This window comes from Mycobacterium sp. DHQP2018-32-09 (assembly GCF_058148405.1).
The window spans coordinates 29587-54261 of sequence record NZ_JBYVYK010000041.1; the positions used below are offsets into that span (position 1 = coordinate 29587).

A 24675-nucleotide genomic window follows, 5' to 3' on the forward strand; every position below is an offset into this window, starting at 1 on the left:
CGTCGGCACCTGGCAAATCTTTATACCATGGGTACGAAACCTGTGCGAGTGGTCTTAGTGTGCATGGAACAGGGACGATGGATGTTTGCGTCGGCGGAAAATTGACGGCTTGTGTAAGTTACGGTTATCTCTTTCAGAAAGTGATACATTGATGGAAACCCGACGGGTCGCGGTGCGCCTGCGGGGTTGGGTGCTCGATGGACCTGTCGTGCAACCACTTTGGGGGATCATGGCGGCGGCCGTGACGGATGGGTCGGGCGAGCGACGCGGCTCGACGTGTCGATGTGCTGACGATCGGGTTAATTCTGGTCGCTCGGCGAGCGTCCGGGGCCGCGCCTCCGTAACGTCGAACCGTGCAGGCCCCGACCCCCGATCCCGAACGCGCTCTCTTCCACGAGAGCCTTCATGACGCCCTCGCGCAGGGGCGCATCCCGTCTCCGTCGTGCCGTCTGGGGCCGGCGACGCGGGCGGCGCTGGCGGTGATCGCCGAGGAACACCCGGACGCCACGGCCGACCACATCGCGTGGGCGTTCGATGCGTTCGGCCGCGAACACGCGGCGCCCGCACAGTCCGCCTGAGCGGCGGCGCTCTCAGGCGAGGTCCACGATCTCCGTGGTGCCCGCGGTGTCCTTCGTGGTGGTGACGTCGGCGCACTCGCCGAAGAACTCGAGGCTGCGGGTGGGCACGCTGGCGTTCTGCGGGCTGAAGACCGCCACGACGCCGTTCTTCCGCAGCGCGGTGCCGTGGGTGCGGAAGTCGTCGGCCGTGGTCCAACCGTCGTTCCGCAACCGCCCGACCATGTCGGCGATCTCGGCGGCGGAGGCGTCGGGGGTCGCGGCCTGGGGGTAGCCGATCCGCATCTGCCCGCGGAACGGCGGGTCGCCCTGGTCGTTGCAGGAGGCATGCCAGAACGCGGGCCGGATGGGTTGCAGCCCAAGGGTACCGACGACGTCCCTGGCGGCGTCGACCACTTGGGCCTTGGACTGTTCGGGGGTGATCGGGTGATCGACGCCGTCGCTGTTCATCGTGTTCCCCTCGCCGCATGCCGTGAGTAGTGCCGTCAGTAGCGCGACGGCTGCCGTGATCCGGGCGGTGTGCGTGGTCATGATGGCATTCTCGCGTCCGTCCTACTGGTGGGTGTGCCCGGACGTGCCCGGGCGGCGCAGTTCGGGGTCGTCGGTGAAGGGCACGCCGAAGACGTCGCCGAGGTCGGCGATGATGCCGCTGCCGCGGTGGGGCGCGGTCATGCCGTCGTGTTCCAGGGCGTCGCCGTGCCCGGAGACGATGTCGGACATGCTGAACAGGGACTCGTTGCCGCGGGTGTAGTACTCGCTGTGGTCGCCCCAGGGCGTCGTGAGGCCGGGGACCTCGGCCTTGAAGCGGGTGGAACCGTAGCCTTCGCGCGCGGGGTCGTCGCCGAGCGAGACGGTGATGTCGGTGCCGGGGATGTGGGCCTGCGGGATGCTGCCGAGGTGGGTCACGGGGTCGGTGGAGGCCGCGCCGACGTAGAGGTGCCCGCCGGGGTTGAGGTTGAAGTCCTCTGCGCTGTGCGCCATGTCGGTGCCGGGGCAGCCGACGAGCACGACGTCGTCGGTCTTCATGCCGAAGCCCGCGGCGGCGTCGGAGACGGTGGTCGATCCGTAGGAGTGCCCGAGCACGGTCATGTGACCGTCGCCGCCCTCGTGGGTCACGTTGAGCGCGTTGACGTCTCCGGCGAGCAGTTGGCCGCCCTGCTGGGCGAGGCCGGTGGTGCCCACGCGGGGGTCGAGCAGCGAGTCGGGGGCGTCGTAGCCCATCCAGGCGACGACGGCGGTCTTCTTGGAGGGGTCGGCCGCCGCGCTCTCGGTGTAGAGGTTGGTGGCGTCGGTGGCGCCGAGCCAGCCGGAGCCGACGCTGTTGCCGGTGCCGGGGACCACGACGGCGGTGTTGTCGGCGTGGTCGGGATCGCCGATGGCGATGGCCGCCCGGCCGTCGCCCTTGAAGTCTTCTGGATGGTAGATCTGCAGGAAGGTGGGGGCGCCGGTCTTGTCGCCGGCAGACTGCAGCCCTTCCTTGACCTTCACCGCGTTGTCGTGGCGGGTGATCATCTGCGGGGTCACCCCGTAGAGGTAGGGGTGGGCCCTGACCTCGTCGACGCTGACGCCGCGGGCCTCGGCGACCTTTGTCAGCCGGTCGATGTCTTGTTGCATGATCGCCTTGTTGGCGGTGCTGCGGTCGGCCACGGGGATGCCGTCGAGGTTGCCGAGCTTGTCGGGCCAGGTCGTGAGCAGCCGGTCGCGTTCCTGCTGGCTCAGTGACTTCCACCAGGCGTTGACGTCCTTGGGGTCCTTGCCGACGGGGATCTGGGAGCCGTCGTCCGGCTTGGGGGATTCGGGCATCCCGCCGGCTCCGAAGGTGGCGGGCGCGAAGTCGAGGCCCTTGACGGCGGTGCGGAGGTTCTGGCTGAGCTGGCGGTCGGCGGTGTCGAAGTGCGCGAGCAGCGTCTTGACCGTGACGGAGTTGGCGACGGCGAGCTGTTGCACGCGTAGGGCGTTGAAGGGGCTGAGCCGGGCCCACTGGTCGAGGGGGCTGCCGGGGCGCACCATGACGGTGCCGTCTGGGGCCACCTGCCAGCCCATGCTGGTGAGCCGGCCCACCGATTGGGTGACCTCGGACTTCGTCTGGGTCAGTTGGGCGCCGCCGCTCTGGAGCGCGGCCTGGGCGCAGGTGAGCGCCTCGTGGATGCGTTGCATGCGCTGCAGGGTGGGCTCGGCCTTGGCGATGGCGGCGTCGGCGGCGGTGCCGGTCCAGCCGGAGCGCAGGCCCGCGAGGGTGGCGCGCTGTTTGTCGATCTGGCCGGAGAGGGCGGCGGCCTTGGTGGCGACGTCGGCGGCGGATTGGGTGAGGCCTTCGGGGCGGGAGGCCTCGACCTGGGGGATGGTCACGGTCATCGCGTCGCGCCGATCATCGGGGCCCGGGTCACTGACCGAAGGCGCGCAGTCGGCGGCCGAAGTCGTCGTCCACCTGGCCGTAGTGGGTGGCCGCGGTGGTCAGTTTCTCGGAGTGATCGGTGAGTTCTGCGCCGACGACGCCGGCCGCGGAGTCGAAGACGGCGGCGACGAACTGGCAGGCACCCTCGGTCTGCAGGCCGGCCATGTCGCCGCCGGCGTTGGTCACCGGCGCCCCCGGCTGCATGTCGGTCACGTACCTGCCGACGTCGGTCTGAGCAGTCGCGGCGGACCGCAGGTGCTCGGGGTTGACCTGGAGTCGTCCTCCCATGCGGCCATCGTAAGCCCGGTGATGGTGGGTCGATGGCGGCAAGTTTCGGAAATGCCGCAAGCCGCCGGGGCGCTCGATCGCGGTGGGCTGCACGTCCTGGTCGAAGAATGACCTCAGGGAATCGAAACGGTGAATCGTGGTGCGCGATACTGGGATTGAACCAGTGACCTCTTCCGTGTCAGGGAAGCGCTCTCCCGCTGAGCTAATCGCGCCGGGTTGCTACTTGGAGGTGGAGACGGGAATCGAACCCGTGTGCACGGCTTTGCAGGCCGTTGCCTCACCACTCGGCCACTCCACCGCTGGGTTGATGCCACTGCATCCCTCGAGCGGATGACGGGATTCGAACCCGCGACCCTCACCTTGGCAAGGTGATGCGCTACCAACTGCGCTACATCCGCGTGCCACGGGCGAGATCGTCGCCCGTCGCGGTGGGAAACATTAGTCGACGTGAGCGACGGGGCACAAATCCGCTAGCCAGGGGGTGTTTTGTGCACGGCGGGACACGCGCGGACGGCGTCGAGGTGGACGCCAGGTGTCGTCCCGTCGATCCGCGACGTGGCTGCGCCGGTGGCCGGGCGCGGACGGGTCCCGACGGTGCCGGAATCGAGCCGAGCACCGGATTCTTGGTCTGCGTGCACGGCGTGTTAATCTTCCTCGGCCATCCGGCCACGGCCGGAGGAATCTCCCGGTCCCGTAGCTCAGTGGGAGAGCGTCCGCCTCACACGCGGAAGGTCGCTGGTTCGAAACCAGCCGGGACCACCACCACGTCTTCGCGAGTCCCTTGGCACTCGCTTCCACTGCTCGCGATGCGTCGAGTTCTGCACCCGGGCTGCCCGAGACGCCACGACACGACCCCCTTGCAGACGTCGCGCGATGGGCGCCGAGTTCTGCGCCAGGGCCGCGGTGGGCGCATGCCGACGACCAAGGCGCAGACGTCGCGCGAAGTGCGCCGAGTTCTGCGCCAGGGCTGCGCTCGCATCCCATTCACGACCCTCACGCAGAAGTCGACACCTGTTGTCGCTCAACCAGTTGCGCCCCGGGCCGCCAGGCGGCGCCACGTCGACGTTGTCGCTCGTTGTCGCTAAGGGGTGGGCATGGCCACGAATGGTCCGGCTGCCACGACATGACATGCCACGCCCACCCCGGCGCCGGCGGGTCGAACGACCATGATCGGACCGCGCCTCAGTAGTCCGGCCCGCGGCCGGCCCGAAAGTGCAGTAGTCGGCCCGGATACCGCGACGCGTCGGATGATGTTGAATCCGCAACGTACGTGGCGCCCGGGGTGTCACGGCGTCGACGGATGGAGTCTCGCTGATGACCGTGGCCGACACGGCCGTGCTGACCGGGCACGTGGTGCGCCCGGGCGACGCCGACTACCCCGAGGCCCGCGCCGGGTGGAACGGATTGCACGCACGCCGACCCGCGGTGGTGGTGTTCGCGGAGGACGCCGCAGACGTCGTCAACGCCGTCGCCTGGGCGCGCATCCACGGGGTCCCACTGCGCGCCCGCAGCGGCCGCCACGCGCTGGAGGGATGGAACGCCGTCGACGACGGCATCGTCGTCGACGTCAGCCGGCTCAAGGCGGTGGCGGTCGACGCCGACGCCCACACCGCGACCGTGGGCGCCGGACTCGACCAGCTCGAGGCCGTGACGGCGCTGGGGGAGGCCGGATTCGCCGCGCCCACCGGCACCGAGGGCTCGGTGGGGCTCGTCGGCGCCACGCTCGGCGGCGGTTTCGGCTTGCTCACCCGCCAGTTCGGGATGGCGTCGGACCACCTGCTGGCCGCCGAGATCGTGGTGGCGCCCGCCGGCGGCGGCGCCGAGGTGCTGGTGGTCGACGAGCACCGGCACCCCGACCTGCTCTGGGCGCTGCGCGGTGCGGGCAACGGCACCTTCGGCATCGTCACGTCCCTGACGTATCGCATCCGCCCGCTCACCCGCGTGGTGCACCTCGTCGCGACCTGGACCGGGCTCACCGACCTGGCCGCGGTGTTCGCGATCTGGCAGCGCTACGCCCCGCGTGCCGACGAGCGGCTCACCAGCCAGCTCGAGATCACCGGCGAGGCGGTGGTGCTGTCGGCCCTGATGATCGACGGCTCGGAAGCCGAGGCGCGCGAGGCGCTCGCGTCGCTGCTGGGCATCGGGCGGCCCGCCGTCGTCGTCACCGACACCGGCTGGGCCGAGACGTTTCGCGCCTTCCAGATCCCGCTCGACGAGGAGCCGGCCAACTGGAAGTTCACGTCGCAGTTCGTCACCGCGACGTTCCCACCCGAGGCCATCGACCTGCTGGTCGACTTCCTGTCGACCGCCCCACCGGGGTGCAACTACTTCACCAACGCCTTCGGCGGGGCGGTGGCCACCAGCGAGCCGCCCGGCGGATCGGCCTTCGCCCACCGCCGTGCGCTGTTCTACGCCGAACCCGGCGCCGGCTGGGGGGTGCGCGGTGGCCCGCCCGCCGATGCCGAGCAGACCGCGGCATGCCTGGACTGGGTGCGCCGGGTCTCCGAGGCGTTGCAGCCCTACGTCGACGGCGCCTACGTCAACGTCCCCAACGCCGATCTCGACGACTGGGAGACGGCGTACTGGGGCGCGAGCGTCCCGCGGCTGCGCGCCGTCAAGGCGGGTTACGACCCGGACCGCGTCTTCGACGCCGAGCAGGGCATCGCCGCGGATCTCGGGGAAGGTCGGCAACCCCGATGACACGAGCCGCTGCCGGCGACGAAACCGCCGACGAGATCTGCCGCGACTGCGGTTACGAGCCCGAACTGCAACGGTCGCTCAACGGCTTCCAGATGTTCGCCGTGGCGTTCGCGTCCATGTCGGTGGTCATGGGCATCTTCGCCACCTACGACGACATGCTGAGAAGTGCTGGGCCCGTGGGCATCTGGTTGTTCCCGCTGATCGGGGTGGGTCAGCTGCTGGTGGCCCTGGTGTACGCGCAGTTCGCCGCCCGCATCCCGCTGTCCGGCGGCAGCTACTCGTGGGCATCGCGATTGGCCAATCCGCGCGTGGGTTGGGCCTTCGGCTGGATGGCCTTCCTGGGTGCGGTCACCGGGCCCGTGGCGATCGACGACGCGCTGGCGACCCAGTGCCTGATGCCGCTGTTCGGCATGGCGCCCGACGAGACGACCGGCCGCCTCATCACCGTGGGACTGCTGGTGAGCCAGGCGGCGCTGGCCATCGCCGCCACGCGCATCGTCGGATGGGTCAACTCGCTGTCGGTGGCCGTCGAGTTGGCCATCCTGTTCGTCCTGGGCATCGCGTTCGCCGCGGTCATCATGCTCACCGGCGACGGTCAACCGCAGAACCTGGTGTCGCGCGGCCTCGCCGCAGGCGACCCCAACTACTTCGCCCTCGGGGGCGGGCTGATGGCGGCCACGCTCATGGGCCTCAACACCCTCGTCGGCTTCGAGACCGCGGCGAACATGTCCGAGGAGGCCGCCGACGCCACCCGAACCGTGCCGCGGGCCATCATCGGCTCCGTGTTGGCGTCGGCCGGGCTGGGCTTCGTGTTCCTGATCGTGCTGACCATCGCCGTGAAGGACGTGCCCACGGTGTCGGCGAGTGCGTCGCCGGTCGCCGAGGTGATGCGCGAACAGTTCGGACCCACGTGGGAGCGGCCGTTGCTGGCCGTCATCGCGGTGGCCTTCTACGGGGCCGCGCTCGTCGCGGTCGCCTCGACGTCGCGCTACATCTACGCGATGGCCCGCGACGGCCGCTTCCCAGCGGCTCGCATCATGGAGCGCGTCGATCCGCGGACGCACACGCCCATCCCGGCCACGCTGCTGGTACTGGCCATCGGGATCATCCTGATGATCGTGCTGCCGGGGGAGGCGTTGATCCAGCTGATCGCCACGTCGACGATCATCGGCATCGCGCTCTACGCCATGACCGTCGCGCTGTACCTCGCGGTGCGCCGCACGATGGTGCGCAGCAGTGGGTTCGACCTCGGCCGCTTCGACCGGCCGGTCGCGATCGCGGCGCTGGTGTGGGTGGTCGCGGCCCTGGGCACGGTGCTGGTCTCGAGTGCCACGGTGGCCTCGCTGCTCATCGTCCTCGGACTGCTGGCGGCCGGGTTGGCGTACTACCTGTACATGTGGAAGTTCAATCGCGCGGTGCTCGAGCAGGAGCCTGGCGATCCCGACGCGTTCGTGCAGCCCGCCTGACGCCCCGGGCAAACCCCCGTCCGAGCCTGGCAAACCCGTTCAAGCGTAAGCAATTCGTCATTCTTTCGGACCCCCTCTGCCGACCCTTCGTCTGCGCAGGCAGACGCCTCACAGCGTGTTACTTTCGAGGCGCCACCGCCACTTCTACGACGAGGGGAGGGATGCGTGATGGACGCGCGCACCCAACTGTCACGACTGGACCCTTCGGTCCGCGAAGCCCTCGCGCGCCGCATCAAGGGCCGCCTGGCCGAGGCGCCCGACGGGGCGCAGCGCGACACGTCGGGCGAGCCCTCCGGAACGCCCGGGGCCGCGGCGGCCGACCACGACCTGACCATCGTCGGTGGAGGCGTGTCGGCACTGACCCTGGCGCTGGAACTGCGCGATGTGCGTCCGGCCACCCGCATCCAGGTGATCGAGCCGCACCCGCACCCCGTCGCCGAGATCACCCACACCGTCGGCGAGTCCACCGTCGAGATCTCCGCGCACTACCTGCGCGACCGCCTGGGCTTGCGCGACCATCTGCAGAACCATCAGCTGCGCAAGATGGGTCTGCGAATGTTCTTCTCGCACAACGGCAACACCGACATCGCCCAGCGCACGGAACTCGGCAGTTCGACGTTCGTACCGCAGCCCAGCTACCAGATCGACCGCGGCAGGCTCGAGAACGAGTTGCACCAGCGGTGTCGGCAGGCCGGCGTCGACGTGGTCACCGGCCGGGTCACGGCGATCGACCTCGCCGACGATGACGGTCCGCACGTGGTGCACGTGCAGGGCGACGACGGGGTGACGCAGACGACGGCGCGCTGGGTGGTCGACGCGTCGGGACGCAACCGCGTGCTGCCGCGGGAGCTGGGTCTCAAGCGGCCCAACGGGCACGAGTGCAACGCCGTCTGGTTGCGCATCGCCACCGAGATCGACGTCGGGCGTTGGAGCGACGACCCGCAGTGGCGCGCGCGCCTGGTCGAGGGTGACCGCGCGTTCTCGACGAATCACCTGATGGGCGAGGGCTACTGGGTGTGGCTGATCCGTCTGGCCTCCGGTGCGACGAGCGTCGGCATCGTCGCCGACCCGAGGTACCACGCGTTCGACACCTTCAACACCGCTGCGAAGGCCCGGGCGTGGCTGCGCGAGCACGAACCCCAGTGCGCCGCCGTCCTGGACGCCGACGAGCATCTGATCAAGGACTTCCGCGTGATGAAGCACTACAGTCACAGCGCGACCAAGGTGTACGACGGTCGGCAACGGTGGTGTCTCACCGGCGATGCCGGGGTCTTCCTCGACCCGCTGTACTCCTCGGGCCTGGACCTGGTGGCCATCGGCAACGGGCTGATCGCCGACATGGTGGCGCGTGACCTCGACGGTGAGGACGTCGTGGCGCGGGCCGCGGTCAGCGACTCGCTGTTCCGGTCGCTGACCGACATGTGGCTCAACATCTATCGCGACCAGTACGTGCTGATGGGCTCTCCGACGGTCATGTCGGCGAAGGTCATCTGGGACATCGGGTTCTACTGGGGATTCGTCGGGTACCTCTACGCCAACCACGGTTTCGCCAACGTCGCCGACGATCCCGCGGTCGTGCCGCACCTCGACGGCATGATCGCGCTGAGCAACCGGATGCAGCTGTTCTTCCGCGAGTGGGCCGCCCTCGAACGCGGCGACGGCGGAGCGGATGCCCAGCACGCCGACGCCGAACTCGGGCGCTTCGTGGACCTGTATGCACCGCTGAACTTCATGCACACGCTGCACGTGGCGATGATGGGCACGTCGAGCGCCTACGCCGAGCAGTTCGTCGACAACGCACGGTTGCTGCGGCACGTCGCCGGACAGGTCGTGGAGACCGTCGTCGAGGCGTACGCGCAGCGCTTCGACGACGACGCCGCGATGCTCGCCGTCCAGCGCTGGCAGGCCGACCCGCTGCTGCGGGAACTGCGTTCCATCCATCGACACGACCAGGTCGTCAATCCGCTCAGCACCGAGTGGATCTTCGACCGCGCGGCCGCTCGTTGACCGACAGCTCGAGGAAACCCGTGTCCACCGAATCCACCTTCGAACCCCTTGCCATCGTCGGCATCGGATGTCGACTGCCCGGTGACGTCGCGTCGCCCGCGGACTTCTGGGAGCTGCTCTGCGACGGTGTCGACGCCACCCGCGAGGTGCCCGAGAGTCGGTGGACCGCAGCACGATTCTTCGATCCGAGCCCGAAGAAGGCCGGCAAGATGGTCACCCGCCGGGGTGGCTACCTGAGCCAGATCGACCAATTCGACGCGTCGTTCTTCGGGGTGTCGCCGCGCGAGGCGAACCTGCTCGACCCGCAGCAGCGGCTGCTGCTGCAGGCCACGTGGGAGGCCCTGGAGGACGGGGGTCTGCCGCCGGAGGCGTTGGCAGGCACCGACGTCGGCGTGTTCGTCGGAGGCTTCACCCTCGACTACCAACTGCTGCAGAACCAGGGCCGCACCAGTCGATTTCGCTTCAAGGCTCATTCCGCCACCGGGATGATGATGACGATGTTGGCGAACCGGATCTCGTTCGCGTTCGACTTCCGCGGGCCCAGCATGTCCGTCGACACGGCGTGCTCGAGTTCGTTGGTCGCGGTTCACCTTGCGGCGCAAAGCATCTGGAATGGCGACTGCAGCCTGGCGATCGCCGGTGGCGTGAACGTCATCGTGGGCCCCAACACCGCGATCGCGGAGTCCAAGAGCGGCTTCCTCAGCCCCGACGGCCGGTGCAAGGCCTTCGACGACTCCGCCGACGGTTACGCCCGCGGTGAGGGCGGTGCCGTCGTGGTCCTCAAGCCGCTGCGCCGTGCGGTGGCCGACGGTGACCCGATCTACGCCCAGATCCTGGGCTCGGCCGTCACGCAGGACGGCCACACCAACGGCATCACCGTGCCCAGCGAGGACGCACAGCGCAGCGCGATCACCACGGCGCTGCGCCGCGCCGGGGTCGAGGCCAACGACGTGGGCTACGTCGAGGCCCACGGCACCGGAACCCCGGTGGGCGATCCGGTCGAGATGCGGGCCTTGGCCGCGGCGTTGGCCGCCGATCGACCCGCCGGCGCCCCGCTGGTGGTGGGGTCGGTCAAGACCAACGTCGGTCACCTGGAGGCCGGCGCGGGCGTCGTCGGGCTCATCAAGACCGCGCTGGTGCTGCGCCACGGTCACATCCCGGCCAACCTGAACTTCGACAACCCCAGCAGGCTCATCCCGTTCGACGACCTCGACGTCGAGGTACCGCGCACCGGTCGGCCGTTCCCGGCGGGTCCGCGGCGAGTGGCGGGCGTGAACTCGTTCGGCTTCGGCGGCACCAACGCCCACGTGGTGCTCGCGGAACCGCCCCGGACGCCGACGGACGGCGTGGCCACGCCCGCGGCTGCCGTGCCGACCCTGCTGCCCATCTCCGCACGCAGCGAGGAGGCCCTGGTGGCCATGGCGGGCAACCTCGCCGGCTACCTCGAGGCGAACCCCGGCGTCGGCCTGGCGGACCTGGCGTACACCCTCGGGCAGCGTCGCTCGCACCTGAGCTTCCGTCGGTCCCTGCTCGCCGACGACGTCGCGGACGCACGCGAGCAGTTCGCGTCGCTGGCATCCGCGGGCGGCCACACCGCGACGGCCGACGGTGGCCAGATCTCCGGTGGCCAGATCTCCGGTGGCCAGATCTCCGGCGGCCGCACGTCCACCGCGGCGCGCCCGCTGGTGTTCGTCTGCACCGGCATGGGACCGCAGTGGTGGCGGATGTGCCGCGGGCTGCTCGGCGTCTTCGACGTGTTCACGGCGAGTATCGAGCGCACCGACCGCGAGCTGTCCCGGCTGGCCGGGTGGTCGCTGCTGGAGGAACTGCGCCGCGACGAACACGACTCGCGCATGAGCGAGACCGAGTTCGCCCAACCCGCCAACTTCGCCATCCAGGTGGCCCTGGCCGCGCAACTCGCGCACTTCGGCATCACGCCCGATGCCGTGATCGGGCACAGCGCGGGCGAGGTGGCCGCGCACCACATCGCCGGCCTCTTGACGTTCGAACAGGCCGTGCACGTCATCCACCACCGCAGTCGGCTGCAGCAGCGCACGTCCGGGCAGGGCCGCATGCTGGCGGTCGGCTGCACCGTCGACGAACTGCTGCGCACGCTCGACGACGCCACCCGCGAGGCGTTCCACGACAGGGCGTCGGTGGCCGCCATCAACTCCCCGTCGGCGGTGACCCTGGCCGGCGACGACGAGGTCATCGCCGAGATCGCCCGTCAGCTCGACGCCGCCGCGATCTTCACCCGGCTGCTGGTGGGTTCGGTGCCGTACCACTCGCCCTACATGGACGCCATCCGGGGCGATCTGCGCGAGGCGCTCGGCGGGTTGTCGTCGGGCACGGCGACCGTCCCGCTGTACTCCACGGTCACCGGTGAACGGCTGTCGCAGTACGGGGACGGGGCCGCCTACTGGTGGCAGAACACGCGTGCCACGGTGCTGTTCGAGCCGGCCCTGCGGCGCCTGCTCGACGACGGGTACACCGACTTCGTGGAGCTGGGTCCCCACCCGGTGCTGGCGGCATCCATGCTCGAGATCGCGGGCTCCCAACAGCTCTCGGTGTTCGCGACCCAGCGCCGCCAGGACGACGACGGCCGCACGCTGCTGGGCTGCGTCGGACAGCTGTACGGCCGCGGGCACGACGTGGCCTGGGACGTGCTGGCCCCGCGTGACGGCGCCCGGCCGCTGGCGCTGCCGTCATACCCGTGGCAGACCAGGCGCTACTGGAACGAGCCGCCGGAGGCGGCCGAGGACCTGCACTACACGCCGGTGCACCCACTGCTCGGCCAGCCGATCGAGGCCTCCCATCCCACCTGGGAGGCCGAGTTCGGCACCGCGAGCATCGGGTTCCTCGCCGATCACCGCGTGCAGGGCAGCGTCGTCGTGCCCGGCGCGGTGTTCCTCGAGATGGCCATGGCCGCGGCGCAGCAGGTCTACGAGACCTCCTGCAGCGTCCACGATCTGGCGTTGCACCGCGCCCTCATCCTCGACGACGCGTGTGATCCCCTCGTCCGCACCACGCTGCATCAGGACACGGGCATGGTCGAGATCTCGGCGTTCACCGCCGTCGGCGATGGGGACTTCGCGTGGTCGGTGACGGCGAGCGCGCGGGTCGCGCCGCGAGCACCGCGGCCCGCCGGGCACGTGCCGCGCGAGAGCGCCACCACGGTGCTCGACGGCGAGCAGTTCTACGCCCGCACCCGTGACCTCGGCTTCGACTACCGGGAGGCCTTCCAGGGCATCCGCGCCGTGCGCGCGGGAGAGACCTGGGCCAGCGCCGAACTGGGCGTCCCGGCGCAGGTCGCGGCCGAGGCCGCGAGCTTCGGCTTCCATCCGGTGCTCGTCGACGCCGCGTTCCAGACCCTGTTCGCCACCACGTTCGACGGCCAGACGACGTTCGACGGCCAGACGACGGCCGCGGGCACGTTCGTGCCCACGCGCATCCGGCACTGCGCCGTCTACGGTGCCCCGCAGCAAGCCATGACCGCGCACGTGCGGGTGGTGTCGGCCGACGCCGAGCAGATCGAGAGCGACATCGTGGTCGTCGACGCCGACGGCGACACCCTGGCCGTGTTCGACGGCTTCACGGTGCAGTCGCTGGGCTCGTCGTCGACGATGTCGACCGAGCGTCTCGACCGCGGGCTCTACGAGGTCGCGTGGGTCCAGACACCGGACGCGGCGGACGATCTCGCCGAGGCGGTCGCCGCCGACGAGTCCCGCTGCTGGCTGGTGCTCGCCGACGACGACGGCTTCGGTGCGCTCCTCGCCGGCGGGCTGCGGCGGCGTGGCCACCGCGTCCGCACGGTGGCCCACCGCCAGGTCGACGGCCTCGTCGAGACCGCCGACGGGTACCTCACGGACCCCGCGCGCCCGGATCAGCTGCGCGAGCTGGTCAAGCTCCACCTGGAGCGGGAGGGACGGCTCGACGGCATCGTGGACTGCTGGCCGCTGGACGTGGCCGGCGGCACCGGCGATGCCGTCGATGCCGGCGATACCGTCGAGTCGATCGGCCGGCTGGGCGTGTTCGCCGTGCTGCATCTGGTCAACGCCGTCGCCGAGGCCGACGGCCTCAGCCCGCGGCTGCACGTGATCACCCGCAACGCGCAGCCGGTGCTGCCCGGCGACGCGTGCGTGCCCGAGCAGGCGACGCTGTGGGGCATGGGCCGCGTGCTGGGGCATCAGGAATTCGCCGAGTACTGGGGTGGACTCGTCGACCTGGGGGCCGGGGACACCGCCGGGGACGCCGCGGGTCGCGAGGCGACGGCGGGACGGGTGCTCGACCACGTCCTGGGCGGCGGCCGGGAAGACCAGGTCGCCATCCGGGGAGTCACGACGCTGGTCCCGCGGTTGCGGGCGTGCACCGGGCTCACCAAGCCGTTGCCCGTCACCCTCACCGCCGACGGCGCCTACGTCGTCACCGGTGGGCTCGGCGCGCTCGGGCTGACCATGGCGGCGCATCTCGCCGAACGGGGCGCGCGGCACGTCGTGCTCTGGGGTCGCCGCGCACTCCCGCCCCGCAGCCAATGGTCGGAGATCGCCGAGGACGACCCGTGGTTCGCCACCGTCGCGGCCGTGCGGCGGATCGAGGCGCGCGGGACGTGGGTGACGAGCGCGAGCGTCGACGTCACCGATGCCGAGGCGGTGCGGGGCTGGCTGGACGGGCACGCCGCAGCCGGCGGACGCCCGATCCGCGGCATCGTGCACACCGCCGGTGCCGTCCAGGATCGCCTGCTGGTCAACATGACCGAGGACGACTTCACCACGGTGCTGGCACCCAAGGTCACGGGCACCCGGGTACTCGACGAGGTCTTCGAGGGCCAGCCCCTGGAGTTCTTCGTGATGTTCGGCTCGGCCGGTTCGGTGATCGCCTCACCGGGACAGTCGAACTATGCCGCCGCCAACGCCTACCTGGACGCCTTCGCCGAACGGCGCCGCGCGCGCGGGCTGCCGGCGCTGACCATCGGCTGGGGTCCGTGGTCGGTGGGCATGGTGGAAGACCTTCGGCTGGAACAGCTGTACGCGCAGCGGGGCATCGAGCTGATCACGCCGCGGGTGGGAACCCTGGTGTTCGACCGGCTGCTCCATCAGCGCCCTGCGGCGGTCGTCGCGATCACCGCCGACTGGAACCGCGCCAGACAGGCCGGGCTCGGTGACCGGATGCCTGCGATGTTCGCCGAGCTGCAGGCCGGCGACGCCACGGCTGCCGACGAGGCCGGTTCGTCGGTCCTCGACGCGCTCGCCGGTATGGACGCGACGGACCGGCTCACCGCGGTCACCGCGCTGGTCACCGAGATCGTGGCCGCGGTATTCGATTGCGCCCCAGCCGAGGTCGCGTCCCACGAGACGCTCGACGACCTGGGGCTGGACTCCATGATGGCCATGGAGTTCCGGGTGCGGCTCAACGCGACGTTCGGCGTCGACGTGCCCGTGTTGGAGATCCTCCGCGGCGTCAGCGTTGACGTGTTGGCGGCGCGTGTGCTCGCCGACCTGCCGAGTCCCGGCGGTGCGGCAGGCGGTGACCTCGACGAGACGACGGACGGGCCCGACCTCACCGAGGCCGACGTCGACCAGTTGGTCGACGACCTGTCCGACGAGGAGTTGCGCGCCCTGCTCGCCGAACTCGAACGGGACGCCGCTGCGGGCGACCCCGTGGTACCGCAGCCCGGCGAGGGAGCGGACACGCCGTGACCGACCCGGGCGGTTCGCCCGCCATCGTCGTCCGCGGAATGTCGAAGTCCTACCGGGGTCGTCCGGCCGTCCGCGGGCTGGACCTCCGCGTGGAGCGCGGGGAGGTCTACGCCATCCTGGGGCCCAACGGCGCGGGCAAGACCACCACCATCGAGATCCTCGAAGGCCACCGCGCGCGCGACGGCGGTGACGTGACGGTGCTCGGCGAGGACCCCGCCACGGCCGGCCGCGCCTGGCGCGCCCGCATCGGCATCGTGCTGCAGGAGGCCAGCGACTTCGGCATGCTCACGCTCGACGAGACCATCGACATGTTCGCGAAGTGCTACGGCCGGGCGCGCAGCACCGCGGAGGTCTTGGACCTGGTGGGTCTCGGGTCGGCCAGGGGCAAGCAGGTGCGCACGCTCTCGGGTGGTCAGCGCCGCCGCCTCGACGTGGCGCTGGGCATCATCGCCGTCCCCGACCTGCTGTTCATGGACGAACCCACGACGGGCTTCGATCCCGAGGCGCGGCGACGGTTCTGGGATCTCATCCGGTTGCTGGCACGCGATGGCACCACCATCGTGCTCACCACCCACTACCTGGAGGAGGCCGCGTCGCTGGCCGACCGGGTGGCGGTGATCGCCGAGGGGCGTCTGGTGGCCGTCGACACCCCGGCCGGGCTGACCGCCCGGGCGAATTCGGTCGCTACGGTGCGCTGGGTCGAGGACGGCCGCGTCCACGTCGAGGAGACCGACCGCCCGACCGAGCTGATCCGGTGGCGATCGGTCCTTGGGGCCGAGATGACCGACCTCACGGTGACGCGGCCGACGCTCGAGGACGCCTACCTGCGACTCATCGGGGCGGCGCGATGACCGCCGCCGACGACGTGGTGCGGTCGCGGCACCGCGCCGAGCGCACACCGGATGCCCTGCCGTCGGTGGTGCGCATCGGGTGCTCGCGCATCGTGCCCGAATTGAAGATGTTCTACCGCAGGCCCGAGCAGCTGATCATGACCTTCACGCTGCCGGCCATCATCTGCATCCTGCTGGGATCGATCTTCTCGCAACGACTTCCGGACAGCCCCACCAGCACCGGCGCGGTCATCGCCGCGAGCATGCTGGCCTACGGCATCCTGTCGACGTCGTTCATCAACCTCGGCATCAGCGTGGCCGCCGACCGCGACAGCGGCGCCCTGCGCCGGTTGCGCGGCACCCCGGCCACCGCCACGTCGTACTTCGTCGGCAAGATCGCCCTGGTCGCCGTCGTCAGCCTCGCCGAGGCCGTGCTGCTGCTCGCGGTCGGCGTCGCCATGTTCGGGCTGCGGTTGCCCTCCGGCGTCGCCGGCTGGTGGACGCTGACGTGGGTCTTCGTCCTCGGCATCACGAGCTGCTCGCTGCTGGGCATCTTCGTCAGCAACCTCGCGAGCAACGCGGTCTCGGCGGCCGTGCTGACCAACGGGCCCGCCGTCGGCCTGCAGTTCGTCTCCGGCACCTACGTGCCGCTGATGGCGCTGCCGACGTGGATGTTGGCCATCGGCTCGGTGTTCCCGGTGAAGTGGATGGCGCAGGGTTTCCGATCGGTACTGCTGCCGCCGGAGATGGTGGTCTTCGAGCCCGCGGGCAGCTGGGAGCACTGGCGCACGTTCCTCGTGCTGGTGGCCTGGACCATCGGCGGACTCATCGCCTGCCTGCGCGTCTTTCGATGGTCGGAAGGGGACTGACGCCCGTGCCCTCGCTGCTGAACGTCACGTATCACTTCTTCCTGCAGCTCGCCGTCATCCTGGTGACCTACCGGCTGCTGTGGCCGCTGTTCCGTCGGCTCGGCCAGGTGCAGGTGGTGGCGATCATGGTCGCCGGGTTCCTGCTGGGCCCGTCGGTACTGGGATGGATCTGGCCCGCCGGCCAGCAGTGGCTGTTCCCGTCGAAGCTGGCGGTGGGCGCCGAGAGCATCACGCATCCGAACCTGATCGCGCTGTACGTCATGGGTCAGCTCGGCCTGGTGTTGTACATGTTCCTGGTGGGGGCGTCGTTCCAGCTCGACATCCTGGGCAACCACGGGCGGCAGGCGGGTGCGACGTCGGTGGCGGGCATCGGGGTGCCGCTGGTGCTCGGCGGCGCCGTCGGCTGGTGGCTGGTGGGGTCGGGCGGGTACTTCACCGACGCGGTGGCGCCGTGGCAGGGTGCGCTGTTCGTGGCCGCCGCCGTGGCGATCACGGCGTTCCCCATGCTGGCGTGGATCGTCTACGACTCCGGGCTGCTGGGCACCCGGTTGGGCACCATGGCGCTGTCGTGCGCGGCCGTCGACGACGCCTGTTCGTGGGTGCTGCTGGCGACCGTGGTCGCCACGGCCAAGGGCAGCGTGATCGGCGCCGTGGTGGCGGTGGGAGGCGGGCTGGCGTACCTCGCCTTCATGCTCTCCGTGGGGCGGCCGCTGCTGGCCAAGTTGGAGACGTGGACGCCGCCGCGCGCCGACGTCGAGCGCACCGGTGGGCTGCCCATCGCCCACGTCGGTGTCGTCCTGCTGGTGCTGCTCGTCGCGAGCTGGTTCACCGATCTCGTCGGCATCTACTCGGTGTTCGGCGCCTTCGTCGCCGGCATCGTCATGCCCAGGGGACCGCTGCTGGCGGCCATCCGCGAGCGCTTCGAGCCGTTGACGGCGTACCTGCTGTTGCCGGCGTTCTTCATCTACTCGGGCCTCAACACGCAGCTGAGCCTGATCTTCGACGGACCCACGCTGGCGATGGCCGCCGTGGTGCTGCTGGTGTCGTTCGCCGCCAAGTTCGGTGCGGTGGGCCTGGCCGCGCGATGGCAGGGGATGAGCTGGCTGGAGGCCGGGTCGATGGGCGCGCTGGCGAACGCGCGCGGTCTGATGGAGTTGATCCTGCTCAACGTCGGCTTCGAGGCGGGGTTGATCTCGGCGAAGCTGTACACGATCCTGGCGCTGATGACCATCGTCACCACGTTGGTGGCCACCCCGCTGCAGCGACTGTTCCAACGCCGACTGCACGCCTCGGGCGCGAGGTTCGGCCCGTCGGGGGAGGAGCCGCTGCGCGAGCGGCCGGACGCGACGTCGGCCCCCGGCTCCTGAACGCCCCCGGCCGAGCCTGCCAATCAGGGTAGGCGAACCTTATTGCAACACTTGGCAATTAGCGGCGACACCCGGAGGCGTGTTCCGCGGCGAGCCCGGCACGGGTCATGCACACTTGACCCGTGCACGAGGTGAGCTTGCCGGAGGTGGGGGAGGTCGTGGTGACCCGACGGGCAGAACTCGGGCGCAACCGCGCCGAGGCCGCCCGGGCCGCCGGCGTGGCAGAACGCACCTTGGCCGCGCTCGAGGCGGGCATCCGCTGGCCGCGCGAGGCCACCCGCGCGCGCATCGAGATGGCGCTGGGGTGGGAGGTCGGTAGCCTGGCCACCGTCCGCGAGGGCGGACGCCCGGTGACGTCGCCCAGCCGCTGGCGGGGCTCGCGGGGGAAGGGCACGCGGGTGGTGGCGGCCGCCGAGATCCGCGAGGAGACCGAGCGCGCGGAGATCGACGCGTTGGCCGGGCGGCTCGACCAGCTGAGCGCGCGGGGACTCATGGCCACGTCGCAATACGTCGCGATCCTGCTCGACACCGACCCGTCCGAAGGGTTCCGCCGCGGGGCCAAGGAGATCCCGTGGAGCGCGCGCGCCGCGGCCATGGGGGCCGACGCCCGCTGAGTTCGCCCGCTGCACCCACCCGAGATCAGGTCGCGGTCAGGTCGCGGAGGCCGCGGCGATCTCCGCGATCGCCGCGTCCAGCGCCTCGGTGAACTCGGCGTCGGACTGATCGACCGACAGGCCCTCGGTGAGCGCGCGGGAGAAGCTCGCGATCACGCCGTGGTTGCGAGCCAGCTTCGCGCACGCCTGCGCCCGGTCGTATCCGCCGGACAGCGCGACCACGCGGACCACGCGCGGATGCTGGGTGAGATCGAGGTACAGGTCGTCGGTGTCCGGCAGCGTGAGCTTGAGCATCACCTGCTCGTCGTCGAGGTCGTCGAGCGCTGCCCGCAGGGCGGCGGCCAGCTGGTCCTCGGCCTCCGCCTTGCGCGGGCTGTGGATGTCGACCTCCGGCTCGATGATGGGGACGAGCCCCTTCGCCGCCACCTGGCGGGCCACGTCGAACTGCTGGGCCACCACCGCGTCCAGGCCGGCTCCGGGCAGTGTGATGAAAGACCGTTCCTTGGTGCCGAAGATCCCGTGCGCGACGGCGCGGTCCAGCAGGCCCGACAGGTCGGGAATCGGCTTCATGGTCTGGGCGCCGTCGCGTTCCTCGGCGAGCCCCTTGTCGATCTTGAGGAAGGGGACGACGTTCTTGACGTCCCAGAGGTACTCCGCGGTGGGCCTGCCCTCGACGCTGCGCTCCATGGTCTGCTCGAACAGGATCGCGCCCAGGATGCGCCGTCCGTCGAACGCCGGGTTGGCGATGATGCGGCTGCGCATCTGGTGCACCAGGTCGAACATCTCGGCGTCGGTGGCGTAGGCGTCTTGCGGTATGCCGTACAGCGCCAATGCCTTTGGCGTGCTGCCGCCGCTCTGGTCCAGCGCGGCGATGAATCCCTCGCCGGTGCGTGCCTTCTCGAGCTGTTCTGGGTTCATCGCTGAGGTACCTCTGCAGGACGTCGGATCACCGGGCGTCACCATCATGGCCGACGCCCGTGGCGGACGTCACGCGACCCCCGGGCGAGGTGGCCGGGCCGCGCGCCGAGGTGGTGTCCGCTCAGCGCCGACGCACGTCCAGGGTCACGAAGTGCGTGGCGCATGAGATGCACGGATCGTGGTTGCGGATGACGCGTTCGCACAGCGTCGCCAGCGCGGCGTCGTCCAGCGTGTGGTTCCGCTCGATCACCTGGAGCAGTTCGTGCTCGATGGCTCCCTGGTTCTGCGCGGTCGGCGGAACGATCGTGGCCGAGCGCACCTCCGCGTCGGGTCCGATCTCGTAGCGGTGATACAGCAGGCCGCGCGGCGCCTCACTGACGCCGTGACCCACCCCGGGTCGCGGGGTCACCGGGACCGACGGCCGGGGCGGCGGCCGGTGGGACTCGATGATGCGCAGCGCTTCCTCGACCGCGTAGACCGTCTCCACCGCTCGTACCACGATGCTGCGGAAGGGGTTTCGACACTCCGGTCCGAGTCCGGCGGCGCGGGCCGCCGCCGCGGCGACCGGCGACAGTTTCGCGGAGTTCAGCGCGTATCGCGCCAGCGGACCGGTGAGATACCGGCCGCCGTCGAGGGTCGCGTGCAGAGCGGTGGAATGCGGCACCTGGCGTTCGACGACGTGCTCGGTGAAGTCCGCGACGGCGAACGGCGCGCCGATGCTGCGGGCAATGCCGCCGTCGTCGATCGGATACTCCTCGGCGGTGCTCAGGGCCAGGAACTCGTGGTCGGTCTCGACCTCGGGGAAGTCCAGGGCCGCAACGGTTTCCACGGTGGCGACGGCATCCTCGAGAGCGCGTCGCAGCAGCTCGGCGGTGGCCGTCAGCTCGTCGGCGGCAGGCGTCTTGTGGAAGCCGCCGACGCGGACGTTCACCGGATGTATGGGCCGGCCGCCGAGTACCTCGACGACGCGGTTGCCGGCACGCTTGAGGTTCAACCCGCGCTGCACCACGTCGGGGTGCTCCCTGGCCATGCTCATGGCGTCGGGATGACCGAGGAAGTCGGGCAGATGGAGCAGGTGGACGTGCAGGGCGTGGGAGTTGATCCACTCCCCGCAATACAGCAGGCGACGCAATGCGAGCAGTTCGGCGTCCAGCGTCACCCCACACGCCGCTTCGATCGCGTTGCACGCACTGACCTGGTAGGCCACCGGGCAGATGCCGCAGATGCGCGCGGTGATGTCGGGCGGTTCGGTGAACGCACGGCCGCGCAGCAGCGCCTCGAAGAACCGGGGCGGCTCGTAGACGTCGAGTTCGACGGATTCCACGTGACCGTCGGTCAGCACGACGTGCAGCGCCACCTCGCCCTCGACGCGCGTGAGCGCCCCCACCGTGACGGTGCGGCGGCGCGTCGTCACGGGTCGTCCCGGACGTCGGCGAAGCGCGGGGCGTTGAAGGTCGTGAAGACGCGCTCGACGTCGGTGTCGGACATCCCGTCGCGCGTCAGCAGCGGGATGAGCACCGCGGTGCGGGGGGTGGCGGTGGGACCGAAGCAGCCGTAGCAGCCCCGGTCGAACGACGGGCACAGCGCCCCGCAGCCGGCGTGGGTGACCGGGCCGAGGCACGGCGTCCCCGCGGCGACGGTCACGCAGGTGAGACCGCGCAGCTTGCAGTCGCTGCACACGGTCTTGGCGGGCAGTCGCGGGGTGCGCCCCACCAGCAGCGCCGCCAGGGTGTCCAGCAACTGGCCGCGGTCGATGGGGCAGCCCTGCAGTTCGTGGTCGACGGTGACGTGCGCCGAGGCGGGCGTCGACGTCGCGAGCACGTCGAGGTAGTCGGGCCGCGCATAGACCGTCGCCGCGAACTCGGCGACGTCGGCCAGGTTGCGCAGCGCCTGGATCCCGCCGGACGTGGCGCAGGCGCCGATGGCCACCAGCACGCGCGACTGCGCACGGATCTCGCGGATGCGGTCGAGGTCGCCGCTCGTCGTGATCGAGCCCTCCACCAGCGACACGTCGTAGGGGCCGCCCACGATGGTGCTGCTGGCTTCGGGGAAACTCGCGATGTGGACGCGCTCGGCCAGCGCGAGCAGTTCGTCCTCGCAGTCGAGCAACGTGAGTTGGCACCCGTCGCACGAGGCGAACTTCCACACGGCCAGCGTCGGCGGGGCCACGTCAGAGCTCCGCGACGCGCAGCGGGGCGTCGGCCACGTCGTACCCGACGATGGGCCCGTCCCGGCACAACAGCAACGGGCCGAGCTGACAGTGCCCGCACCAGCCGATGCCGCACTGCATGTTGCGTTCCAGCGAGACCTGAATGTCGCTGCGCTGCAGACCCTTGTCCAGGAGGATCTCCGCGCACGCCCGCATCATCGGCTCTGGCCCGCACAGGAATGCAGCGGTGCGGTCCGGCTCGACGACGAGCCGGCGCAGCGGGTCGGTCACCAGTCCGACCTCGCCGAGCCAGCCGGGTAGTGGGACGTCGACGGTGGTGTGCACGGTCGCGGTGTCGCACCGGCTCCACGCCATCAGGTCGGCGGCGAACAGGACGTCGGCCCGGGTCCGGGCGCCCACGATCACGGTCACGCGGCCGAACCGGTCCGACTGCGACAGCGCCGACCCGGCGAGGGCGCGCAACGGCGCCAGGCCCACGCCGCCGGCCACCATCACCAGGTCACGGCCCCGGGTGTGCGGCAAATCCCAGTGGGTGCCGAAGGGTCCGCGGACACCCAGCACGTCGCCCGGCGCGGCGTCGTGCAGCGCCCGGCTCACCCCACCCACCGCGCGCACCGTGTGCAGGACGTCGAAGCGGTGCGGTTCCGCGATGCCGCTCACCGACAGCGGGATCTCGCCGATGCCGAACGCGTACACCATCATGAACTGCCCGGGCAGCGGCCTCGGCAACGGATCCTCCACGGGGGTGAGCGTCAGGGTCACGGTGTCGTCGGTCTCGCGGGCCTTCGCCGCCACGCGGTGGGGTGCGGGCCGCATCGGATGTCCTGCCCGCGCCGAGAACCAGCCGTCAGTCATGCGGGCGGTCCTGGGCGCGCGCCAGCGCCGCGATCTCTTGGGTGATGTCGATGCCGGTGGGACACCAGGCGATGCACCGGCCACAAGCGACGCACCCCGACGAGCCGAACTGGTCGTGCCAGGTGCCGAGTTTGTGGCTGATCCAATGGCGGTAGCGGGCCGCGCCGGAGCGGCGCCTGCTGCCGCCGTGAACGTAACCGAAGTCGAGGTCGAAGCACGACGTCCACTGCATCCAGCGTTCGGCGTGGTCGTCGGTGACGTCGGTGACGTCGGTGACGTCGGTGCAGAAACAGGTGGGGCACACCATGGTGCAGTTGCCGCACGCCAGGCAGCGATCGGCGACGTCGTCCCAGTGCGGTGATTCGCGTGCACCCGCCAGCAGGTCGCGGAGGTCGAGATCGGGCATGGTCGTCACCATCGCCCGACCGGCGTCGGCGACGGCCGCCCGGGCGTCGTCGACGTCCTCGCGGGTGGCGGGTCGTCCGTCGAGTTCGGCGAGGACGTCCGCCCCCTCGTCGCTGCCCGCCCGCACGACGTAACGGCACCCGGTGGGCGAGACGAGTTCGGTCAGGAGGAGGTCGTAGTCGTGTTCGCCGCCGCCGCCGCCGTTGCCGTTGCAGTGGCCGCCGCCGCCCTTGCAGTTCCCGCCGCCGCCGTCGCAGTTGCAGCGGTGGTCGCCGCCGACCCCGGGCCCGGTCCCCATGGATGCGCAGAAGCAGACGTCGCCCGGTTCGGTGCAGTCGACCGCCACGACGAAGATCCGCCGTCGGCGCGTGACGAAGGCGGGTTCGGGTCGTGCGGCCCCGCCGAGCACGCGGCCCAGGGTCGCGATGGCCGCCAGATCGCAGGCGCGCACGCCGAAGAACGCGTAGCGATCGGGTTCTCCGGCGTCTCCGGCGTTCTCGGGGTCTCCGGTCTGGCCGGCCTCGCCGTCCCGCGACGACCACAACCGTTGGCGGGGTGGGTGCAGGTACTGCTTCCACGACTGCGGGCCCGCCGAGTGCGCGAAGACGGCCGCGTCGGCACGGCGTCGCAACCGGTAGTGACCGGGGGCCACGTCGACGCCCCACCCGACGGGAAGGTCGGTGGCCGAACGGAGGTCGCCGAGGACGATGGCCCCGTCGCGCACCACCGGACCCACCACGCGATGACCCCGGCGGAGCAACGCGTCGACGAGCGCGGCCGGCCCCGAAGCGTCGACGACGACCGCGGACGGGACGGGCGTGCTGCTGCCGCTCATCCCAGCACCCTCGGCCGTGACCCCGCCGAGGGGCCAGGGCCGGAAGTCCTCACGCACCGGTGTGCCGGAGTGGTCCACGTCGCCGTGCGGGCGCGGATGGCGCGCAGCATCCGGCGCTCCACGAGGAAGTGCGCGACGTCGAACCAGGCATGGCCGACCGAGCCGCCGCTGGTGCGCACCAGGAGCCGGGTCCGGTCGCCCTCGGGGCGCAGCACGAATGCCCAAGAAGCCGAACAGGTGTGGCCAGCCACCCACCCCTCGTAGTCGGCAGGGGAGACCAGGACCAGGTGCGAGCCCGGGCGTACGGTCGCAACCCGGAGCCGGGCGCTGCACCGCCTGGCCAGCCACACGACGTCGCCGACCTCGCGACGCCGCCACTGTGGCGGGAGCCCTGCCCCGGCCACTCGGGCCGGCCACGGCGTGGCGGGAAAACCGGTACGCCCCTCGCCGATCCCCACCAGCCACGCCCACGCCACGGCGGCGGGCACGTCCACGGTGACGGCGCGGGTGCAGCGCGCCGCCGGGGCCCCCACCATCTCGTCGCCCGGCAGTAGCGCCTCCACTTCGGCGTCGGTGGCTCCCCAGCGGGACGTCCACGGCAGCACGTGGGCCCGGAAGAGCACCTCGATCCCGACCGCGGCCAGGGCCGCGGCCGGCACGGGACCACGCACGCGCGACCGCGGGG

Annotated in this window: 18 protein-coding genes and 4 tRNA genes; 10 read left to right on the forward strand and 12 right to left on the reverse strand. The window is 70.9% G+C overall.

All coding sequences use genetic code 11. The features are described from left to right. Window positions 1–353: 353 nt before the first annotated feature. Window positions 354–578 (forward strand): hypothetical protein, encoded by a 225-nt coding sequence (locus AC30CM_RS19385; protein ID WP_490118535.1) that lies wholly within the window; start codon window positions 354–356, stop codon window positions 576–578. Window positions 579–590: 12 nt separating this feature from the next. On the opposite strand, the gene AC30CM_RS19390 is transcribed toward AC30CM_RS19385, so the two are convergent. From AC30CM_RS19390 to AC30CM_RS19415, 6 genes are all read right to left on the reverse strand, one after another. Beyond that, entirely contained in the window at window positions 591–1106 is a 516-nt protein-coding gene (locus AC30CM_RS19390; protein ID WP_490118536.1) for a hypothetical protein, read from the reverse strand. 21 nt (window positions 1107–1127) lie between these two features. Continuing rightward, window positions 1128–2930, reverse strand: a complete 1803-nt coding sequence (locus AC30CM_RS19395; protein ID WP_490118537.1) for an alpha/beta hydrolase — start codon at window positions 2928–2930, stop codon at window positions 1128–1130. 28 nt (window positions 2931–2958) lie between these two features. Further along, window positions 2959–3258, reverse strand: coding sequence for a DUF6317 family protein (locus tag AC30CM_RS19400; protein WP_490118538.1), 300 nt, complete (start codon window positions 3256–3258; stop codon window positions 2959–2961). A gap of 137 nt (window positions 3259–3395) precedes the next feature. Then, a tRNA-Val gene (locus AC30CM_RS19405) sits at window positions 3396–3470 on the reverse strand. Between the two features lie 12 nt (window positions 3471–3482). Beyond that, window positions 3483–3556 (reverse strand) — tRNA-Cys (locus AC30CM_RS19410). Window positions 3557–3583: 27 nt separating this feature from the next. After that, window positions 3584–3656, reverse strand: a tRNA-Gly gene (locus tag AC30CM_RS19415). A gap of 289 nt (window positions 3657–3945) precedes the next feature. Between AC30CM_RS19415 and AC30CM_RS19420 the strand changes: the two genes are divergently transcribed. From AC30CM_RS19420 to AC30CM_RS19460, 9 genes are all read left to right on the forward strand, one after another. Continuing rightward, window positions 3946–4020: transfer RNA gene (locus tag AC30CM_RS19420), tRNA-Val, on the forward strand. 552 nt (window positions 4021–4572) lie between these two features. Then, window positions 4573–5958, forward strand: a complete 1386-nt coding sequence (locus AC30CM_RS19425) for an FAD-binding oxidoreductase (RefSeq protein WP_490118539.1) — start codon at window positions 4573–4575, stop codon at window positions 5956–5958. Beyond that, on the forward strand, window positions 5955–7424 hold the full coding sequence (locus tag AC30CM_RS19430; protein WP_490118540.1) for an APC family permease: 1470 nt from the start codon (window positions 5955–5957) through the stop codon (window positions 7422–7424). Before AC30CM_RS19425 ends, AC30CM_RS19430 begins: the two co-directional genes overlap by 4 nt. 168 nt (window positions 7425–7592) lie before the next feature. Beyond that, a complete protein-coding gene (locus AC30CM_RS19435) occupies window positions 7593–9431 on the forward strand; it encodes an NAD(P)/FAD-dependent oxidoreductase (protein WP_490118541.1) in 1839 nt (612 codons plus the stop codon). A 20-nt stretch (window positions 9432–9451) separates the two neighbouring features. Further along, window positions 9452–15127, forward strand: a complete 5676-nt coding sequence (locus AC30CM_RS19440; protein ID WP_490118542.1) for a type I polyketide synthase — start codon at window positions 9452–9454, stop codon at window positions 15125–15127. A 38-nt stretch (window positions 15128–15165) separates the two neighbouring features. Then, window positions 15166–15978 (forward strand): ABC transporter ATP-binding protein, encoded by an 813-nt coding sequence (locus AC30CM_RS19445; RefSeq protein WP_490118554.1) that lies wholly within the window; start codon window positions 15166–15168, stop codon window positions 15976–15978. Next, a complete protein-coding gene (locus AC30CM_RS19450; RefSeq protein ID WP_490118543.1) occupies window positions 15975–16826 on the forward strand; it encodes an ABC transporter permease in 852 nt (283 codons plus the stop codon). Before AC30CM_RS19445 ends, AC30CM_RS19450 begins: the two co-directional genes overlap by 4 nt. A 5-nt stretch (window positions 16827–16831) precedes the next feature. Then, window positions 16832–18193, forward strand: coding sequence for a cation:proton antiporter (locus AC30CM_RS19455; RefSeq protein WP_490118544.1), 1362 nt, complete (start codon window positions 16832–16834; stop codon window positions 18191–18193). Window positions 18194–18315: 122 nt separating this feature from the next. Continuing rightward, on the forward strand, window positions 18316–18807 hold the full coding sequence (locus tag AC30CM_RS19460) for a helix-turn-helix domain-containing protein (RefSeq protein ID WP_490118545.1): 492 nt from the start codon (window positions 18316–18318) through the stop codon (window positions 18805–18807). Between the two features lie 36 nt (window positions 18808–18843). On the opposite strand, the gene AC30CM_RS19465 is transcribed toward AC30CM_RS19460, so the two are convergent. From AC30CM_RS19465 to AC30CM_RS19490, 6 genes are all read right to left on the reverse strand, one after another. Beyond that, complete coding sequence (locus AC30CM_RS19465) at window positions 18844–19725, reverse strand: fructose bisphosphate aldolase (protein WP_490118546.1); 882 nt, start codon at window positions 19723–19725, stop codon at window positions 18844–18846. Window positions 19726–19846: 121 nt separating this feature from the next. Further along, on the reverse strand, window positions 19847–21139 hold the full coding sequence (locus tag AC30CM_RS19470) for a Ni/Fe hydrogenase subunit alpha (RefSeq protein ID WP_490118547.1): 1293 nt from the start codon (window positions 21137–21139) through the stop codon (window positions 19847–19849). After that, window positions 21136–21894 carry an NADH-quinone oxidoreductase subunit B family protein gene (locus AC30CM_RS19475; protein ID WP_490118548.1) on the reverse strand — a complete coding sequence of 253 codons (759 nt, stop codon included), beginning with the start codon at window positions 21892–21894 and terminating at the stop codon, window positions 21136–21138. Before AC30CM_RS19475 ends, AC30CM_RS19470 begins: the two co-directional genes overlap by 4 nt. Window position 21895: 1 nt before the next feature. After that, window positions 21896–22750, reverse strand: a complete 855-nt coding sequence (locus tag AC30CM_RS19480; protein WP_490118549.1) for an FAD/NAD(P)-binding protein — start codon at window positions 22748–22750, stop codon at window positions 21896–21898. After that, window positions 22743–23990 (reverse strand): 4Fe-4S dicluster domain-containing protein, encoded by a 1248-nt coding sequence (locus AC30CM_RS19485; protein ID WP_490118550.1) that lies wholly within the window; start codon window positions 23988–23990, stop codon window positions 22743–22745. Before AC30CM_RS19485 ends, AC30CM_RS19480 begins: the two co-directional genes overlap by 8 nt. Then, the coding region (locus AC30CM_RS19490) for a hypothetical protein (protein WP_490118551.1) at window positions 23987–24675 on the reverse strand (689 nt) is incomplete at its 5' end. The genes AC30CM_RS19490 and AC30CM_RS19485, both read right to left, overlap by 4 nt.

Excerpts from the sequence above, each read along its gene's own strand:
- AC30CM_RS19445 (WP_490118554.1), top strand. The coding sequence starts at position 15,166 with ATGTCGAAGTCCTACCGGGGTCGTCCGGCCGTCCGCGGGCTGGACCTC.
- AC30CM_RS19390 (WP_490118536.1), bottom strand. The coding sequence starts at position 1,106 with ATGACCACGCACACCGCCCGGATCACGGCAGCCGTCGCGCTACTGACG.
- AC30CM_RS19425 (WP_490118539.1), top strand. The coding sequence starts at position 4,573 with ATGACCGTGGCCGACACGGCCGTGCTGACCGGGCACGTGGTGCGCCCG.
- AC30CM_RS19450 (WP_490118543.1), top strand. The coding sequence starts at position 15,975 with ATGACCGCCGCCGACGACGTGGTGCGGTCGCGGCACCGCGCCGAGCGC.
- AC30CM_RS19400 (WP_490118538.1), bottom strand. The coding sequence starts at position 3,258 with ATGGGAGGACGACTCCAGGTCAACCCCGAGCACCTGCGGTCCGCCGCG.
- AC30CM_RS19480 (WP_490118549.1), bottom strand. The coding sequence starts at position 22,750 with ATGACTGACGGCTGGTTCTCGGCGCGGGCAGGACATCCGATGCGGCCC.
- AC30CM_RS19485 (WP_490118550.1), bottom strand. The coding sequence starts at position 23,990 with ATGAGCGGCAGCAGCACGCCCGTCCCGTCCGCGGTCGTCGTCGACGCT.
- AC30CM_RS19395 (WP_490118537.1), bottom strand. The coding sequence starts at position 2,930 with ATGACCGTGACCATCCCCCAGGTCGAGGCCTCCCGCCCCGAAGGCCTC.
- AC30CM_RS19435 (WP_490118541.1), top strand. The coding sequence starts at position 7,593 with ATGGACGCGCGCACCCAACTGTCACGACTGGACCCTTCGGTCCGCGAA.
- AC30CM_RS19465 (WP_490118546.1), bottom strand. The coding sequence starts at position 19,725 with ATGAACCCAGAACAGCTCGAGAAGGCACGCACCGGCGAGGGATTCATC.
- AC30CM_RS19430 (WP_490118540.1), top strand. The coding sequence starts at position 5,955 with ATGACACGAGCCGCTGCCGGCGACGAAACCGCCGACGAGATCTGCCGC.